This is a genomic window from Streptomyces spiralis (assembly GCF_014654675.1).
In the GTDB taxonomy this organism is placed as follows: Bacteria; Actinomycetota; Actinomycetes; order Streptomycetales; family Streptomycetaceae; genus Streptomyces; species Streptomyces spiralis.
Window position 1 is genome coordinate 1 of record NZ_BNBC01000013.1, and the last position, 16,226, is coordinate 16,226.

Sequence of the window (16,226 nt, forward strand, 5' to 3'; positions counted from 1 at the left end):
TCCACGAAGCCTTCCTCGGACTCGCCGTCTGCCTGATCACCCACCGCCACGTCCAGAGGCTTTGTTAGGGCCTCTAAAGGGTGCCGCCGTCCATGACCCCACCTTCATGTCTCCCTCCGCGGGAGAGTCAAGTCCCCGCTTCCAGTGGGGTTTCTCCCGCCGCATGCGGTGCCGTGCGGAGGCGAGCTGAGTACGGGTGCTCATGTGCGTCACCACCGGCGGCGGCACCCTGCATCCATGACCGACACGCTTTCCGCCCCGGAGCGCCGGTGGCCCTGGTCGCGCAGGACACCCCCGGGGGTGGACCTCGCCCTCGCGATCCCGCTGTTCATGCTGGAGACGGCGTGGCTCGTGCTGGACTGGACATACGGCTACGGCCTGGAGGTATGGGCAGCGCAGGGCGACCGGGCACGGATCGACGCGGCCGGTCTCGCGCACATCGAGCGGGTGCGGACGCTGCTGATCGCCGTGCTCGTGCCGGCAGCCCTCGCGGGAGTCTTCCGTGCCCGCTGGACGGTGATCGCACATCTGCTGGTGGCCCTCCTGGCAGGCGGAGCGCTGGCGGCCGCGCAGCAGGAGTGGGACCACAGCCACTCTCCCGCACCCGGCTGTGTCCGCTACAGCGCGAACTGCTGAGACAGCGACGCGGGTCGTGTCAGTCTTCGGTGCCCGTCAACCGCAGCACCAGGTGGCTCCAGTGGACGCCGGAGCGCCCGTGAAGGTCGCTGCGCTCGCTGAGGTGGGCCGTCCGGAGCCCGTAGGCGCTGCCCAACTCGACCGTCTCGGCGGCGGAGACGTCGAACATGTGACGGCCTTCCGGTACGGGGCCGTGGCGGAGGGTCACGAAGAAGAGGCCGCCGGGTATCAGGAGAGCCGCGATCCGGGCCATCGCTCGGCGGCGTTCCTCGGCGTCCAGGTGCATCCACACCGCGGTGGCGAAGACCGCGTCGAACCGGCCCTGGGTCAGAACCAGATCCGGAAGGTTGTCGTCGACCCAGTGGATGGTGCTGTCCGGATGAATCCGCTGTCCGTGCTCCCGCAGTTCCGGAGTCGGCTCGACGGCGACGACGTGGTGTCCGCGGGCCGCCAACGCGGCGGCATCGCGCCCCGTTCCCGCGCCCACGTCCAGGATGCGGCCGGGCTCGGCGGGGACCAGTTGCAGCACGGCGCCGTGCACCGCCTCGAAGGTGACTTCCTCGTACTGAACGGCCAGCGCGTCCGCCGACTCGGCATAACCAGCGGTTCCCCTGGCCGGACGGCCATTCTCCGAGTGCGGAGTCACATGATCATTCATGGCCGAAGATTACCGGCGCAGTGCTCTCGGGCCGCCCGTGTGCACCGTTCCGCCGGCCGCGACCCCCTGGAGCGCGGCCACGAACTCGCCTACGTCGACGACGCGTTCCTTCAGCAGGGATCCGAACGGTGGTCGCACGCAGGCCCAGGGTTCGGTTCGCCCCACGGTGTGGGTGGCAGCCCCCGGAATGCGGACGTAGCGTTGATGGTGGACGTGAAGTTCTTCCGCCAGGGGATGGACGGTCATGAAGAGCAAGGCCGCCATACAGGTAGAGCACGGCGGGCCGTTGGTGGTCGAGGAAATCGACATCCCGGATCCTGGTCCCGACCAGGTCACGGTCCGCAATTTCGCGAGCGGTGTCTGTTATTCCCAGGTGCACCAGCTACGCGACCCGGGGCTCCCCAGGCCGATGGGCCTCGGCCACGAGGGCAGCGGTGTCGTCACACGTGTGGGAAAGGACGTCACCCACGTGAAGGAAGGCGATCACGTCATCTCCACGTGGGTTCCCCGAACTCCCATCAGTGGACTGCCTGTTTCGAGGCCCACCGGCGCAGCCTTCGACGGACGGCCCGTCATCGCCGACGGTGATGTGTACACCTGGAGCGAGCACATGGTGACGTTCGCGGACAAGGTCGTCCCCATGTCGCCGTCGGATCCCACGGACATCACCTGCCTGGTCGGCTGCGCCGTGCTGACGGGAGCCGGTGCGGTGCTGCACACGGCGAACGTCGGACGCGGCCAGTCGGTGGCCGTGTTCGGCGTCGGAGGCGTCGGTCTGTCTGCGATCGGCGCCGCTGCCGTTGCCGGCGCCGATCCCGTCATCGCCGTGGACCTGGCCGACCGCAAGCTGCAGTTCGCCAGGGAGTTCGGTGCCACCCACGGCATCAACGCCTTGAACACCGATCCTGTGGAGGCGATTTCGGAGATCCGGCCGGGCGGAGTCGACGTCGCCATGGACGCGGTCGGCGCGCCCGTGACCGCTCTCCAGATTCTGCGGGCGGTGAGGCAAGGGGGGCCGAGAGCGGACAACCAGGGTGGTACTGCAGTGCTTCTGGGGATTCCCGTCTCCGATGTCTCGGTCGACCTGAACGAACTTCTTCTGTATCAACGCCACTACTGCGGAAGCCTTGGTGCCACGGACCCCGAGGCCGATTTCCCGCTTTTCCTCGGGTGGGTGCGCGAGGGCAGGTTCCCGTTGGCGAAGCTGGTGACCGACCGGTTCCCGCTGGACCGGATCGACGAGGCCTGCGTCGCGCTGGAGGAGGGGCGGATACTCGGCCGTGCCATCGTCGAGATGTGAGGGTGAGGGCACGGGTTCGGCCGAGGAGCGAGGGGAGGAGCGAGGGGGCGAGGGGGTCCGGCGACACAGCGTCCGGCGCCACAGCGTACGACGTCACGGCTGTCGCGCCAGCAGGTCCGCGGCCAGGCCGGCGAGGGTGTCGGGAGCCGGTGTCGCGTCGAGTTCGGTCCCCAGCTCGTCCGGTTCCAGGGGTTCGAGGGCGGCGAGCTGTGATTCGAGGAGCGATGGTGGCATGAAGTGGCCGGTGCGCCGGCCGAGGCGGTCCGCCAGTAGCTCGTGGGTGGCCGTCAGGTGGAGGAAGAAGGCGCTCGGGCAGGCCGCTCGCAGGGTGTCCCGGTAGCGTCGCTTGAGTGCGGAGCACGCGACCACCGCGCCGGTGCCCGCCGCGTCACGCTCGTGCAGCCAGCGGCCGATGGACTCCAGCCAGGTCCGGCGGTCGGCGTCGTCGAGCGGTGTGCCGGCGGACATCTTGGCGATGCCCGCCGGGGAGTGGAAGTCGTCGCCGTCCGCGAAGGGGACGTTCAGCCTCTTGGCGAGCAGGCGGGCCACCGTTGTCTTGCCGACGCCGGCGACGCCCGTGACCACGACGTACGGGGCCCGACGAGGCTCGGCGCCGAGGGTCGTTTTCCTGCTGCCAGGGCTGCCAGGGCTGCCAGGGCCGTCCGGGCTGTGAGGCCTGCCGACGCCGTGATGCCTGTCAGACCGCATCGTCCGGCGTCGCTTCGGGGTGCAACAAGGCGCTGCGCGGCCGTTGCTCGCCTTCGTGCGGCCGGGGAGGCGGCCCGTCGGAGCCGGCCGGATACTCCTGCAGCGGGACGAGGTCCCTTTCCCATGCGTCCAGGACCGGCGTCAGGACCCGCCATGCCTGCTCGGCTTCGTCACCGCGGATGGACAGGGCCGGATCGCCTCTCATGACGTCCAGGAGCAGGCGGCCGTAGGCGGGCAGGGCGGGCGGTTCCATCCGCGCGGTCAGCGAGAGGGGGGTGAGGGCCTGGGCGCGCGAGCCGATGCCCGTCATGTCGAGGGTCATGCCTTCCGGCTCCAGCCCGAAGCGCAGCACGTTGGGCAGGGCCGCTCCTTCGTGGCCGAAGGGGAGGTGGGGGACGGAGCGGAAGCGCACCGCGACCTCTTTGCGGTCCTGTCCGAGCGCCTTGCCGCTGCGCAGCCGGAACGTCGTCCCGGACCAGCGCCAGCTGTCGAGTTCCAGTTCGACCTCGGCGAAGGTCTCGGTGTGCCGCCGGGGGTTCACGCCCTCTTCGTCGACGTACGCGGGGACGGTGTGGCCGCCGGACCGGCCGGACAGGTAGCGCGCCCGGCGGGTGCGGTGCGCGATGTCGTAGTCGGTGAGGAGCCGTACGGATCGCAGTACGTCGACCTTCCGGTCGCGCAGGTCCCGCTCGCCGAGGGTGATCGGGGGTTCCATGGCCACGAGGCACAGCAGTTGCAGCAGGTGGTTCTGCACCATGTCCTTCAGCGCGCCGACGCCGTCGTAGTAGCCGGCCCGGCCTTCCAGGGCGAGGGTCTCGTCCCAGACGATCTCCACTTCCGCGATGTGGGTGCTGTTCCACAGGGGTTCCAGGACGCGGTTGGCGAGCCGGCTTCCGAGCACGTTCTGGACGGTGGTCATGGCGAGGAAGTGGTCGACCCGGAACACGGCCTGCTCGGGGACGAGTCCGGCGAGCAGCAGGTTGAGTTCCCGCGCGCTCGCCAGGTCTTCGCCGAACGGTTTCTCCAGGACGATCCTGCTGCCCATAGGCAGGCCCGCGTCGTGCAGGGCGGTGACCATGTGGGGGAAGAGCGCCGGGGGCAGCGCGAGGTAGACGGCGACCGGGTCTTCGCCGGCGACGACCGCGGCGACGTCCGCGGGGTCGGTGACGTCGGCCTGCCGGTAGTGGGCCGAGGCGGCGACGGCCCTTCTGGCGTCGGCGGGGCAGAAGGCGCCGTGACGGTCGAGTTGCTCGGTGACCCACGCGCGGTACCGGTCGCCGTCCCAGTCCTCCCTGCTCGCGCCGGTGAGCCGGAAGCCGCCGTGGAGGTGTCCCGCGGCCCGCAGTGCGGCCAGGGCCGGCAGGAGGTAGCGAGCGGTGAGGTCTCCTGTCGCGCCGAAGACGGCGAGCCGGTCGATCATGTCAGGGCACCTGCCGTTGCCAGGGCTCCTGCCCTCGCCCGGGCGAGGTTCACGCCGCTGGCGATGATGCCGATGTGGCTGAATGCCTGGGGGAAGTTGCCCATGAACTCTCCGGAGGCGGGGTCGATCTGTTCCGGCAGCAGCCCGAGCGGGTTGGCACGGGCGCACAGCGAGGTGTAGAGCTCCTCGGCCTCGTCGATCCGGCCCTGGGCGGTGAGGTTGTCGGCCAGCCAGAAGCTGCACAGGAGGAAGGCGCCCTCGTCGCCCGGGATGCCGTCGGGCGACTCCTGGTGCAGGTAGCGGTAGAGCAGGCCGTCACCGGCCGACAGGCGCTCGGCGACGGCGGTGGTGGTCGCCGCCATCCGCGGGTGGTCGGCGGGCACCACCTGACGCATAGGGAGTGCGAGCAGGCTGGCGTCCAGGACGCCGCCGCCGTCCAGGTGCGCGCTGAGCGTCCGCGCGTCCTCGTCCCAGGACTCCTCGAGGATGACCCGGCGCAGCCGGTCGGCCGAGGCCCGCCAGACCGTGGTCCGACCGGGCAGGCCGAGCCGTTCACCGATGGTGGCGGCCCGGTCCAGGGCCACCTGGCACATTCCGGCCGAGTACGTGAACGCCCGGCCTTCGTTGCGCACCTCCCAGATGCCCTGGTCCGGTTGGCGCCAGGCCTGCTCCGCGGTGTCGGCCAGCCCCGCCAGGCCCGCCCACAGCGCGGGCTGTACCTGCCTGCCCTTGCTCAGCCACTGGTCGGTGCGCAGCCACTGGTCGGCGCAGTCGAGGATCTCGCCGTAGACGTCGTGCTGGCGCTGGTCGGCGGCGCCGTTGCCCCAGCGCACCGGGGCGGAGCCCCGGTATCCCTCCAACTCGCTGTCCTCGATCTCGTCGGGTACGAGGCCGCCGTCGAGGGTGTACATGATGCGGGGGCTGCGACTCTGCTCGACGGCGTCGAGGACCCAGCCCAGGAAGGCGTCCGCCTCGCCGGTGAAGCCGATGCGCCGCAGGGCGAACACGGCGTAGGCGGCGTCCCGGATCCAGGCGTAGCGGTAGTCCCAGTTGCGGGTTCCGCCGATCGGCGCGGGCAGGGAGGAGGTGGGCGCGGCGACCAGGGCGCCGTTGGCCCAGTCGTCGCAGAGCTTCAGGGTGATGGCGGCGCGTCGGACCAGTGCCTCCTGCGGCCCCGAGTACGCGAAGTGCTTCATCCATCGCCGCCATGCGTCGGCGGTGTCCGCCAGCATCGCGTCGGCTTCGTATCGGTGGTGGCGGTGGAAGCGGCCCCAGGACAGAAGCAGGTCGAGGTGTTCGCCCTGGCTCAGGTCGTGGGTGGTGTGGAGGCCGGTCAGGGGCCGGTTGGAGCGCAGGTGCAGGCGCAGGTCGGGCCGCCGTGAGGGTCTGAGTTCGAGGCCGCTGAACAAGGCCTGCGCCGTGCCGCCGCCGCGGGGTTCCACGGCCACGTGCAGGCGGACGTGTCCGGACAGGACCACGGCCGACCGGACGAGTTGGCACCGGCCGGCCGGCAGGTCGTCGGTGAGGTCGGCGCCGGGTCGCAGGGGCAGCGCGTCGGTGATGCGGACCAGGCCGGTGGTACTGCGCAGCTCGGTCGTCAGTACGCCGGTGTCGGGCTCGTAGCGCTGCCGGGCCTCCACCAGGTCCTCCGGCACGACGGTGAAGTGGCCGCCTCGCGCGTGGTCGAGCAGGCCGCAGAACAAGGGTTCGGAGTCGAACCGGGGGAGGCACATCCACGGGATCGATCCGTCCAGGCCGACGAGCGCGGCCGTCGTACCGTCTCCGACGAGGCCGAGGTCCTCCAGCGGCAGATAGCCATCCCGCCTGCGGACGGGCCGGAAGGGGGGGTCGGGATCGTGCATGGCTCCTCGCTTCCGCAGAGCCGGGAGTACCGTCCGGCACGCCGCGCGGGTCCGGACGGCTTCGGCTGTCGGCTCCGGCGTCCGGCGTAGCCCTCACTTCTGCCACTGTCTCAAGGCCCGAGCCCGCTCGCGACCCGACCGCTCCTGAGAGGGCGCGTCACCCCGCCGGCTCGTGGTCACGCCTTGCCGCGGACGACGGTGACCGGGCAGTGCGCGTGGTGCAGCAGCGCCTGGCTCACCGAACCCAGGAGCAGCCCGGAAAAACCGCCGCGGCCCCTGGCTCCGACGACGATCAGCTGGGCGGTCCTGCTCGCCTCGATCAGGACTTCGCGGGTCTCGCCGCTCACCACGTCCTGCCTGACCGTGACGTCCGGATACCTCTCCCCGCGGCCGGCGAGTGCCAGAGCGGGCAGACGCTCCGCGCTCTCCATGCCCGTACCGGCCGGCGCGTGGTCCGGCAGCCACGCGTGCAGGGCGACGATCTCGGTCTTTCGCAGTGCCGCCTCGGCGAAGGCGAACTCGATCGCCTCCTCACCGTGCGGGGAGCCGTCGACACCCAGCACGACCGGCCCGGTGTGATCCGTTTCCTCGCGGACCACCATCACCGGGCACTCGCCATGGGCGGCCAGGGACACCGCCGTCGAACCCAGCAGCATGCCGATGAAGCCCCCCATGCCCCGGCTGCCGACGACCACGAGGTCCGCGGCTCGCGACTCGGCCGTCAGCACCGACACCGCACCGCCGATCATCACGGTGCCGGCGACCTCCACTCCGGGCGCCACACTCCGGGCGAGCTGCGCGGCGTCGTGGGCCAGGTGATTGAGCGGCGACGGGTCCAGCGGCGCGTACATGGGCCCCACCGGCCAGCTGAAGGCGTGCACCACCCGGAGCTTCGCGGAACGCCGCTGGGCTTCCCGGGCGGCTTGTACCACCGCGGCATTGCTCGACGACGAGCCGTCCACTCCTACGACGACCAGGCTGCCCACGGCTCCTCCACTCCTCGCGAATGTCTGTGTCGGCGGCCGCCCGCACCCCGGGGCGCGGGCGGCCTTCGGTGTCCTGGGAGGTCAGGCGGTTCTCAGCAGCGTCGCCAGGACCTCTCGCAGCACCCCCTCCGGGTCGGGTACGGCGCCCGCCGTGCGCCAGGCCACGAAGCCGTCCGGGCGGACCAGGACCGCGCCGTCGGCCGTGGTGCCATGGGTGCGCGCCCAGTCCGGTGCCTCCTCGCTCTCGGCGCCCCGGGCGTCGTACACCAGATCGGCGCCGGCATCCCCCCCGATGCGGTACGAGGCCAGGCGTACGCCCGTGTCCTCCGCGATCCGCTGGGCCGCCGCGTGCCATCCCGCTGCCGAGCGGGCGTCGCTGAGGAGGACCAGGGATCGTTCGTACAGGTCGAGGGTCGAGACGCGCTCGCCGTCGCGGCGCAGCCACATGTGGGGTGCGCGGCTGCCCGGTTCGCCGGTCAGGCGCATGCCCTCGGGGACGACCTCCTGACCGGGGGCGGCGCCGATGACCGCGCCGTGCGGGTAGCGGTAGCCGAGGACGACGTTGAGGATGCCGCCGCGCTTGCCGCCGCCCACGCCGGGGGCGGGGGCGAAGCCGGGGTGGCTGTGCTCGACGGAGCGGGCGGAGGCGCGGGCGCTGGTCGCCAGGGCCACCGGGCGGCGTTCGGTGTCGTAGGTGTCCAGCAGGCCGGGGCCCGCCCAGCCGTCGAGGACGGCGGCGAGCTTCCAGGCGAGGTTGTGGGCGTCCTGGATGCCGGTGTTGGAGCCGAAGGCGCCGGTGGGGGACATCTCGTGCGCGGAGTCCCCGGCGAGGAGGACACGGCCGGAGCAGTAGCGGTCGGCGACGCGTTCGGCGGCGCGCCAGGAGGCCTTGCCGGTGATCTCGACGTCGAGGTCGGGGACGCCGATGGCGCGGCGGATGTGGCGCTGGAGGCGTTCCTCGGTGAACTCGTCGAGGGTTTCGCCCTGCTCGGGGTGCCAGGGGGCGTGGAAGACCCAGTGCTCCTTGTTGTCGACGGGGAGCAGGGCGCCGTCGGCGTCCGGATGGGTGAGGTAGCAGCAGATGAAGCGGCGCTCGCCCACGACGTCGGCGAGGAGTTTGGAGCGGAAGGTGACGCTGACGTTGGCGAACAGGTCGCCGGGGCCGGTCTGGCCGATGCCGAGGGCGCGGCGGACCGGGCTGCGCGGACCGTCGGCGGCGACGAGGTAGTCGGCGCGGACGGTGTAGCGCTCGTCGGTGGCGCGGTCGCGTACGACCGCGGTGACCGCCTCGCCGTCCTGTTCGAAACTCTCCAGCTCGTGGGAGTAGCGCAGGTCGCCGCCGAGGGTGCGGGCGCTCTCCAGCAGGACGGGTTCCAGGTCGTTCTGGCTGCACAGGCACCAGCCGGTGGGGCTGAAGCGGGCGAGGCCGCCGCCGGGGTCGATGTGCTTGAACAGCCATTCGCCGGCGTCCCCGACGAGTGTCGGGGTCTGCAGGATGCCGTGGTTGTCGGCGAGGAGCGATGCCGCGGTCTTGATGGCCCCTTCGATGCCGGCGACCCGGTACAGCTCCATCGTCCGTACGTTGTTGCCGCGTCCGCGTGGGTGGATGGAGGTGCCGGAGTGCCGCTCGACCAACATGTGCGGCACGCGGAGGCGGCCGAGGAACAGCGAGGTGGACAGGCCCACCAGGGAGCCGCCGACGATGAGGACGGGTACCCGGTGGTCGGCTTCTTGGCGCATCGATGCCTCCAGGGCGGGGGTGCGGGATGTGGGCGGGCGGGATGCGGGGGTCCGCGTCCGCGGGCGCGTCGGAAGTTCCATGCCCGGCGGGGGACCGGTCCGCGTGCGTTCGCGGGCTCAATCACCCGTGTGATCACCCACGTGGTGCACACGAGTCGCGCGCGGATCGCACCCGGCACAGGATCGAGATCACGCTGACGTCGCGTCATTCGTGGCCCGGCGTTCACCTTCCCTCCGACTCTCCGTCCGTCCGTCGCAGTTCGCCGAGCCCCCCGTCAAGGAGACGTACGCAGATGACCGCCATCTCTGAACGAGTTTCAGACCCGACCGAGCAGCAGGCCTCGAAACGTGTGTCCCAGTCCGTCTTCGACGGCTCCCGGCTCCGGGTCGTGCTGCTGGTGGACGTCTACGACGGCGCCCAGCAGCAGTTCCTGGAGGCGTACGAGGAGATGGGCAAGCAGGTCGCGTCCGTACCCGGGCATGTCAGCGACCAGCTGTGCCAGTCGATCGAGAACCCCTCGCAGTGGCTCATCACCAGCGAGTGGGAGAGCGCGCCGCCGTTCCTCGCCTGGGTGAACAGCGAGGAGCACGTGCGGATGGTGGAGCCGATGCACAGCTGCATCCGGGACACCCGGTCGCTGCGCTTCCACATCGTGCGGGAGACCGGCGGCGAGGAGGCGCGGTCCGCGTCCGGCGAGCGGCGGCTGCAGTCCTCCCCGCGGATCGGTGACGGGGTGATCCGGCACGCGCTCACCTTCACCGTGAAGCCGGGCAGCGAGCGGAAGGTCGCCGAGCTGCTCGCGAACTACAAGTCGCCCGAGGCTCGGGTCGACGACACCACCCGGCTGTGCCGCACCTCGCTGTTCATGCACGGCAACCGGGTCGTGCGCGCCATCGAGGTGCGCGGCGACCTGCTGGCGGCGCTGCGGCACGTGGCCCGGCAGCCGGAGATCCGGGCGGTCGAGGAGGCCATCAACCCGTATCTGGAGCAGCAACGGGACTTCCACGACCAGGAGTCCGTACGGGTGTTCTTCACCCGGGCGGCGCTGCCGGCCGTGCATCACGTGACGGGCGGTCAGGACATCGAGCAGGCCCAGCGGCACGCCCTGTACTACCCGGCCCGGACGGGCATGGGCATGCGGCTGGCCGAGCTGCTGGCGCGGCAGGACGAGCGGGCCGCGGACGACCCGCGCAGCCCGGTGCTGCAGAGCACGGTCTACGAGCGGGACGACGTGGTCGTACGGCTCATCGACGTCCGGGGCGGTCTGGACGCCGACCCGGCGGCCGCGCTGGGACTGCCGGACGCCGCGCAGGTGGCCGAGCTGACGACGCTGCTCGACGAGGGCGCCGCGAAGAAGGACGGCAACCTGTCCCGGCTGCTCACCCTCGCCCGCATGGACCTCATCACCGACCGCCGGTCCGCGCCGGAGGCCTGAGTCCGTGCGGGCCGGCGCGAGCCGGCACCGACGCCGACGCAGGCCGACGCCGACGCAAGCCGACGTACCACACCACCGGAGGATGACGTGATCAAACCCCGACCCAGAATCGTGGATCTCAGCGAGGTCGAGCCCAACGTCAGGCGCGGAGGCGATCTGCGCGCCATGCTCACCCCGGCCACGGTCGGCTCCACCAGCGGCTTCATGGGCGTGGCCATCGTGCAGCCCGGCGACCGCATCGGTGAGCACTACCACCCCTACTCCGAGGAGTTCGTGTACGTCGTCTGCGGCGAGCTGGAGGTGGACCTGGACGGCGACCCGCATGCCCTGCGGCCGGAACAGGGTCTGATGATCCCGGCGTACATGCGGCACCGGTTCCGCAACGTGGGCAAGGTGGAGGCGCGGATCGTGTTCCACCTCGGGCCGCTGGCGCCGCGCCCACAGCTGGGCCATGTGGACACCGAGGGCACGGAGACGGTTCCGGTCGCGGCCGGGGCCGTGCAGGCCGAGGCGGCCGGTCAGGAGCCCGATACGGCAGAGGTCCGGTCATGACCAGGCGGGTCGCGGTCACGGGCATAGGCATCGTGGCGCCGGGCGGGATCGGCGCCCGCGCGTTCTGGGACCTGCTGGCGAACGGGCGCACCGCGACGCGGGGCATCACCTTCTTCGACCCGGCCGGTCTGCGGTCCCGGATAGCCGCCGAGTGCGACTTCGATCCGGTGGCCCTGGGGCTGGACGGGGAGCAGGTGGCGCGCTGCGACCGCTACATACAGTTCGCGCTGGTCGCCGGGGCGGAGGCGGTACGGGACTCCGGGCTGGACCTCGCCGGGGAGAATCCCTGGCGGATCGGGGTCTCCCTGGGCACCGCGGTGGGCGGCACGACCCGGCTGGAGAACGACTACGTGCTGGTCAGCCACGGCGGTGAGCGCTGGGACGTGGACCATGAGCGGGCTCGGCCCCATCTGGAGCGGGCGTTCACGCCGAGCACGCTGGCCTCGACGGTGGCCGAGCGGTTCGGGGTGCGCGGGCCGGTGCAGACGGTCTCCACGGGCTGCACCTCCGGCCTGGACGCCGTCGGGTACGCCCTGCACACGGTGGAGGAGGGCCGGGCCGACATCTGCATAGCCGGGGCCTCGGACTCGCCGATATCCCCGATCACGATGGCGTGCTTCGACGCGATCAAGGCCACGTCCCCGAACAACGACGACCCGGCGCACGCCTCCCGGCCCTTCGACAACGACCGTGACGGGTTCGTCATGGGCGAGGGCGGCGCGGTGCTGGTGCTGGAGGAGCTGGAGCACGCCAGGGCCCGGGGCGCCCACGTCTACTGCGAGTTGAGCGGCTACGCCACCTTCGGCAACGCCTACCACATGACCGGTCTGACCAGTGAGGGCCTGGAGATGGCGCGGGCGATCGAGGCCGCCCTCGACCATGCCCGGCTGGACGGCACCGCGATCGACTACGTCAACGCGCACGGCTCCGGCACCCGTCAGAACGACCGGCACGAGACGGCCGCGGTGAAGCGGGCACTGGGCCGGCACGCCTACGACACGCCCATGAGCTCCATCAAGTCGATGGTGGGGCACTCACTGGGGGCGATCGGGGCGATCGAGGTGGTGGCGTGCGTGCTGGCGCTGGCCCACCAGGCGGTCCCGCCGACCGCGAACTACGAGACACCCGACCCCGAGTGCGACCTGGACTACGTCCCGCAGGTGGCGCGTGAGCGGAAGCTCGACGCGGTGCTCTCCGTGGGCAGTGGGTTCGGCGGTTTCCAGTCCGCGGTGATCCTGACCCGGCCGAGGGAGAAGGCACGATGAGCGCACCCCGTCAACGGCGGGCGGCCGTCACCGGTATCGGTGTCGTGGCGCCCAACGGAACGAGTACCGAGACCTTCTGGAAGGCCACTCAGGAGGGCGTCAGCGTCCTGGACCGGGTGACCCGGGAGGGCTGTGAGCACCTGCCGCTGAAGGTGGCCGGCGAGGTGCGGTCCTTCGATCCGGCAGCGGCGGTCGAGGAGCGCCTGCTCGTCCAGACCGACCGGTTCACGCACTTCGCGATGGCCGCGGCCGACGCCGCCCTGGAGGACGCCCGGCTGGGCCGGTCGGACACCGAGGGGGCGCCGTACGAGGCGGGCGTGGTGACGGCGGCCGGCTCCGGTGGCGGCGAGTTCGGCCAGCGGGAGCTGCAGAAGCTGTGGGGCCAGGGCCGCCGCTACGTGGGTCCGTGGCAGTCGATCGCCTGGTTCTACGCGGCCAGCACGGGCCAGATCTCCATCCGGCGGGGCTTCAAGGGGCCTTGCTCGGTGGTGGCCGCCGACGAGGCGGGCGGCGTGGACGCCCTGGCACACGCGGCCCGGGCGGTGCGGCGCGGCACGGACGTGATCGTGGCCGGCGCGACCGAGGCGCCGCTGGCCCCGTACTCGATGGTGTGCCAGCTCGGTTATCCGGAGCTGAGCGCGGTGACGGACCCGGGGCGCGCGTACCGGCCGTTCACCGAGGGGGCGTGCGGGTTCGTGCCCGCCGAGGGCGGCGCGATGCTCGTGGTGGAGGAGGCGGGCGCGGCCCGGGAGCGGGGTGTGCCCGTGCGGGCCACCGTCGCCGGGCACGCGGCGACCTTCACCGGCGCATCCCGCTGGGAGCTGTCCCGGCAGGGGCTGGCGGAGGCGATCCGCGGGGCCCTGGCGGAGGCCGGCTGCGCACCGGAGGAGGTCGACGTGGTCTTCGCCGACGCCCTCGGTGTACCCGAGGCGGACCGGGCGGAGGCCCAGGCCATCGCCGACGCGCTCGGCGCCCACGGCCGGCGGGTGCCGGTGACGGCGCCCAAGACGGGCACGGGCCGGGCGTACTGCGCGGCACCCGTGCTGGACACGGCGGCGGCCGTGCTCGCGATGGAGCACGGGCTGATCCCGCCCACCCCGAATGTCGCCGACATCTGCCATGACCTCGACCTGGTGACCGGTGGTGCCCGCGCCGCGCGGGTGCGTACGGCGCTGGTTCTCAGCCGGGGACTCATGGGCTCGAACTCGGCGCTGGTGCTGCGGCACGGCGGCGTGGACGAGTGAGCCTGACTACCGCCGCCCCGTAGCGGGGCGGCGGGGGAGACCGGACGCCGCCGAACCGATCGGGGGCGGCCGGGGAGCAACAAGGAGAGGAACCGCATGAGTGACCGAATCACCGTGGAAGAACTGTCCGAACTCATGAAGAAGGCGGCCGGTATCACCGTCAGCCCGCAGGAGCTGGCGGACCGGCCCGACACCGGCTTCGAGGAGCTCGGCATCGACTCGCTCGGGCTGCTCGGCATCGTGGGCGAACTGGAGAACCGGCACGGCCTGCCGATGCCGCCCGACGCGGAGCGCTGCAAGACGCCCCGGAAGTTCCTCGACCTCGTCAACAGCACTCTTCTGGCGGGAGCGTAGAGATGGCCGGACACACCGAGAACGAGATCACCATCGCGGCGCCGGTGGACCTGGTCTGGGACATGACCAACGACGTGGAGAGGTGGCCGCAGCTGTTCAGCGAGTACGCCTCCGCCGAGATCCTGTCCCGGGAAGGGAACAAGTGCACCTTCCGGCTGACCATGCATCCCGACGAGAACGGCACGGTCTGGAGCTGGGTCTCCGAGCGTGAGCCGGACCGGGACACGCTGACCGTCACCGCCCGGCGGGTGGAGACGGGTCCCTTCGAGTACATGAACATCCGGTGGCGGTACGAGGAGGTGCCCGCCGGCACCCGGATGGTCTGGACCCAGGACTTCGCGATGAAGCCGGAGGCGCCGGTCGACGACGACTGGATGACCGACAACATCAACAAGAACTCCAAGGTCCAGATGGCCCTCATCCGCGACAAGATCGAGAAGGCCGCCGCGGGACGCCGGCCCGAGCCGGCCCTGACCACCGACTGAGCCGCACCGGACGACGACCGAGCCGCACCGGACGACAGGAGAAACGTTCATGCACCAGGCCCTGATCGTGGCCCGGATGGCACCGGGGTCGGCCCCGGACATCGCGAAGATCTTCGAGGAGTCCGACCGGGGGGAGCTGCCGCACCTGGTCGGCGTCACCCGGCGCAGCCTCTTCCAGTTCGGCGATGTGTACATGCACCTCGTCGAGGCCGATCGGGACCCGGGCCCGGCCATCGCCAAGGTGGCGGGCCACCCCGAGTTCCGGGGCATCAGCGAACGGCTGTCGGCGTACGTCAGCGCGTACGACCCCGAGACATGGCGCTCGCCGAAGGACGCCATGGCGCACCGCTTCTACGTCTGGGAGCGCGACGGCCACGGCTGACGCCGTCGTACGACGGACGGACAACGGCCGCCGGACCCGCGATGCCGCGGGCCCGGCGGCCGTCGCCGGGAGTGCCGCCGCCGGTCAGGCGGGGACGGTGCAGTCGAAGGCGTGCAGGTAGGGGTTGACGGGACTGATGTCGTCGATGACCAGGCCCGCCGCCTCCAGCCGGCTCACCATGGATTCGGTGGTGTGCTTGGCGCCGCCGACGTTGAGCAGCAGCAGCAGGTCCATGGCGGTGCTGAACCGCATCGACGGGGTGTCGTCGACGAGGTTCTCGATGACCACGACCCGCGCCTTGGGGCCGCCCGCCTCCATGACGTTGCGCAGACAGCGGGCGGTGGAGGCGTCGTCCCACTCCAGGATGTTCTTGATGATGTAGGCGTCGGCCCGGACCGGGACGGCCTCGCGGCAGTCGCCGGCCACGATGCTCACCCGGTCGGCGAGGGCGCCGCCCGGCATCAGCCGCGGGTCGGCGTGGTCCACCACACGCGGCAGGTCCATCAGGGTGCCGCGCATGTGCGGGTACTTCTCCAGCAGACAGGCCACCACGTGCCCCTGGCCGCCGCCGATGTCGGCGACCGAGGCGGCCCCGGACAGGTCCAGGAGTTCGGCCACGTCCCGGGCGGACTGCTTGCTGGAGGTGGTCATGGCCCGGTTGAAGACGTCCGCCGACTCGGGGGCGTCCTCGTTGAGGTAGACGAAGAACTCCTTGCCGTACAGGTCCTCGACGACGTTGCGGCCGGTGCGGACCGCCTCGTCCAGCTTGGGCCAGGCGTCCCAGGTCCACGGCTCGGTGCACCACAGGCAGATGTTCCGCAGGCTGTGGGGGTCGTCCTCGCGCAGCAGCCGGGACATGTCGGTGTGCGCGAAGGTGCCGTCCGGGCGCTCGGTGAAGACGCCGTAGCAGGTCAGCGCCCGCAGCAGCCGGCGCAGCGGCTTGGGTTCGGTCTTCACCGCGGCGGCGAGGTCCTCCACGGCGGTGGGGGTGTCCCCGAGGGCGTCGGCGACGCCCAGCCGGGCGGCGGCGCGGAGGGCGGCGGCACAGGCCGCCCCGAACGCGAGCTCCCTGAGCCGCATGGACGGCGGTGGGGCGGTGTGAGCGGTCGTCATGCCGCCTTCCTTCCTACTGGCTTCTCGGTCCCGCGAAGGGTGTGCGGGGGCTACGGGTGAGGGCGCGGGGCCTGCGGGTTGCGGC

At 71.6% G+C, this 16,226-nt stretch carries 17 protein-coding genes; 9 read left to right on the plus strand and 8 right to left on the minus strand.

All coding sequences use genetic code 11. The features are described from left to right. Positions 1-237: 237 nt before the first annotated feature. The gene (locus IE318_RS15445; RefSeq protein WP_229903530.1) at positions 238-636 is read left to right on the plus strand and encodes a DUF6234 family protein; all 399 of its coding nucleotides are present in this window, start codon (positions 238-240) and stop codon (positions 634-636) included. A 19-nt stretch (positions 637-655) separates the two neighbouring features. Here IE318_RS15445 and IE318_RS15450 read toward each other — a convergent pair whose 3' ends face one another. After that, positions 656-1,294: a class I SAM-dependent methyltransferase gene (locus IE318_RS15450; RefSeq protein WP_189900691.1), complete on the minus strand. Its 639-nt coding sequence runs from the start codon at positions 1,292-1,294 to the stop codon at positions 656-658. A 9-nt stretch (positions 1,295-1,303) separates the two neighbouring features. Beyond that, a complete protein-coding gene (locus IE318_RS46135) occupies positions 1,304-1,432 on the minus strand; it encodes a hypothetical protein (RefSeq protein WP_268256741.1) in 129 nt (42 codons plus the stop codon). Between the two features lie 106 nt (positions 1,433-1,538). Here IE318_RS46135 and IE318_RS15460 point away from each other — a divergent pair, with 106 nt between their 5' ends. Then, complete coding sequence (locus IE318_RS15460) at positions 1,539-2,594, plus strand: zinc-binding dehydrogenase (RefSeq protein WP_189900693.1); 1,056 nt, start codon at positions 1,539-1,541, stop codon at positions 2,592-2,594. Between the two features lie 93 nt (positions 2,595-2,687). Here the strand turns inward: IE318_RS15460 and IE318_RS15465 are convergent, their stop codons facing one another. From IE318_RS15465 to IE318_RS15485, 5 genes are all read right to left on the minus strand, one after another. Continuing rightward, positions 2,688-3,179 carry a gluconokinase gene (locus IE318_RS15465; RefSeq protein WP_229903531.1) on the minus strand — a complete coding sequence of 164 codons (492 nt, stop codon included), beginning with the start codon at positions 3,177-3,179 and terminating at the stop codon, positions 2,688-2,690. 112 nt (positions 3,180-3,291) lie between these two features. Further along, positions 3,292-4,722, minus strand: coding sequence for a glucose-6-phosphate dehydrogenase (locus IE318_RS15470; RefSeq protein WP_189900698.1), 1,431 nt, complete (start codon positions 4,720-4,722; stop codon positions 3,292-3,294). Continuing rightward, positions 4,719-6,584: a glycoside hydrolase family 15 protein gene (locus IE318_RS15475; protein ID WP_189900700.1), complete on the minus strand. Its 1,866-nt coding sequence runs from the start codon at positions 6,582-6,584 to the stop codon at positions 4,719-4,721. Before IE318_RS15475 ends, IE318_RS15470 begins: the two co-directional genes overlap by 4 nt. A 176-nt stretch (positions 6,585-6,760) precedes the next feature. Then, positions 6,761-7,570 carry a universal stress protein gene (locus IE318_RS15480; protein ID WP_189900702.1) on the minus strand — a complete coding sequence of 270 codons (810 nt, stop codon included), beginning with the start codon at positions 7,568-7,570 and terminating at the stop codon, positions 6,761-6,763. 81 nt (positions 7,571-7,651) lie between these two features. Beyond that, positions 7,652-9,310: an FAD-dependent oxidoreductase gene (locus IE318_RS15485; protein WP_189900704.1), complete on the minus strand. Its 1,659-nt coding sequence runs from the start codon at positions 9,308-9,310 to the stop codon at positions 7,652-7,654. A 293-nt stretch (positions 9,311-9,603) separates the two neighbouring features. Between IE318_RS15485 and IE318_RS15490 the strand changes: the two genes are divergently transcribed. The 7 genes from IE318_RS15490 to IE318_RS15520 all read left to right on the plus strand — a co-directional run bounded on the left by IE318_RS15490 (position 9,604) and on the right by IE318_RS15520 (position 15,028). Then, positions 9,604-10,746 (plus strand): SchA/CurD-like domain-containing protein, encoded by a 1,143-nt coding sequence (locus tag IE318_RS15490; RefSeq protein ID WP_189900706.1) that lies wholly within the window; start codon positions 9,604-9,606, stop codon positions 10,744-10,746. 87 nt (positions 10,747-10,833) lie between these two features. Beyond that, positions 10,834-11,298 (plus strand): cupin domain-containing protein, encoded by a 465-nt coding sequence (locus IE318_RS15495; RefSeq protein WP_030164866.1) that lies wholly within the window; start codon positions 10,834-10,836, stop codon positions 11,296-11,298. Then, a complete protein-coding gene (locus IE318_RS15500; protein ID WP_189900708.1) occupies positions 11,295-12,563 on the plus strand; it encodes a beta-ketoacyl-[acyl-carrier-protein] synthase family protein in 1,269 nt (422 codons plus the stop codon). The genes IE318_RS15495 and IE318_RS15500 overlap by 4 nt, the downstream gene beginning before the upstream one ends. Further along, positions 12,560-13,807 carry a ketosynthase chain-length factor gene (locus tag IE318_RS15505; protein WP_189900710.1) on the plus strand — a complete coding sequence of 416 codons (1,248 nt, stop codon included), beginning with the start codon at positions 12,560-12,562 and terminating at the stop codon, positions 13,805-13,807. Before IE318_RS15500 ends, IE318_RS15505 begins: the two co-directional genes overlap by 4 nt. 96 nt (positions 13,808-13,903) lie before the next feature. After that, positions 13,904-14,161, plus strand: coding sequence for an acyl carrier protein (locus IE318_RS15510; protein WP_030164875.1), 258 nt, complete (start codon positions 13,904-13,906; stop codon positions 14,159-14,161). Between the two features lie 2 nt (positions 14,162-14,163). Continuing rightward, positions 14,164-14,646, plus strand: a complete 483-nt coding sequence (locus IE318_RS15515) for an SRPBCC family protein (protein WP_030164879.1) — start codon at positions 14,164-14,166, stop codon at positions 14,644-14,646. 49 nt (positions 14,647-14,695) lie between these two features. Continuing rightward, a complete protein-coding gene (locus IE318_RS15520) occupies positions 14,696-15,028 on the plus strand; it encodes a TcmI family type II polyketide cyclase (protein WP_030164882.1) in 333 nt (110 codons plus the stop codon). Positions 15,029-15,112: 84 nt separating this feature from the next. Here IE318_RS15520 and IE318_RS15525 read toward each other — a convergent pair whose 3' ends face one another. Beyond that, positions 15,113-16,141, minus strand: coding sequence for a methyltransferase (locus IE318_RS15525; protein WP_189900712.1), 1,029 nt, complete (start codon positions 16,139-16,141; stop codon positions 15,113-15,115). Between the last annotated feature and the right edge of the window lie 85 nt (positions 16,142-16,226).

What these genes read in the sequence shown, in the direction of transcription:
- IE318_RS15515 (WP_030164879.1), top strand. Translation starts at nt 14,164, where the DNA reads ATGGCCGGACACACCGAGAACGAGATCACCATCGCGGCGCCGGTGGAC.
- IE318_RS15450 (WP_189900691.1), bottom strand. Translation starts at nt 1,294, where the DNA reads ATGAATGATCATGTGACTCCGCACTCGGAGAATGGCCGTCCGGCCAGG.
- IE318_RS15485 (WP_189900704.1), bottom strand. Translation starts at nt 9,310, where the DNA reads ATGCGCCAAGAAGCCGACCACCGGGTACCCGTCCTCATCGTCGGCGGC.
- IE318_RS15505 (WP_189900710.1), top strand. Translation starts at nt 12,560, where the DNA reads ATGAGCGCACCCCGTCAACGGCGGGCGGCCGTCACCGGTATCGGTGTC.
- IE318_RS15475 (WP_189900700.1), bottom strand. Translation starts at nt 6,584, where the DNA reads ATGCACGATCCCGACCCCCCCTTCCGGCCCGTCCGCAGGCGGGATGGC.
- IE318_RS15470 (WP_189900698.1), bottom strand. Translation starts at nt 4,722, where the DNA reads ATGATCGACCGGCTCGCCGTCTTCGGCGCGACAGGAGACCTCACCGCT.
- IE318_RS15460 (WP_189900693.1), top strand. Translation starts at nt 1,539, where the DNA reads ATGAAGAGCAAGGCCGCCATACAGGTAGAGCACGGCGGGCCGTTGGTG.
- IE318_RS15525 (WP_189900712.1), bottom strand. Translation starts at nt 16,141, where the DNA reads ATGACGACCGCTCACACCGCCCCACCGCCGTCCATGCGGCTCAGGGAG.
- IE318_RS15510 (WP_030164875.1), top strand. Translation starts at nt 13,904, where the DNA reads ATGAGTGACCGAATCACCGTGGAAGAACTGTCCGAACTCATGAAGAAG.
- IE318_RS15520 (WP_030164882.1), top strand. Translation starts at nt 14,696, where the DNA reads ATGCACCAGGCCCTGATCGTGGCCCGGATGGCACCGGGGTCGGCCCCG.
- IE318_RS15445 (WP_229903530.1), top strand. Translation starts at nt 238, where the DNA reads ATGACCGACACGCTTTCCGCCCCGGAGCGCCGGTGGCCCTGGTCGCGC.
- IE318_RS15500 (WP_189900708.1), top strand. Translation starts at nt 11,295, where the DNA reads ATGACCAGGCGGGTCGCGGTCACGGGCATAGGCATCGTGGCGCCGGGC.
- IE318_RS15490 (WP_189900706.1), top strand. Translation starts at nt 9,604, where the DNA reads ATGACCGCCATCTCTGAACGAGTTTCAGACCCGACCGAGCAGCAGGCC.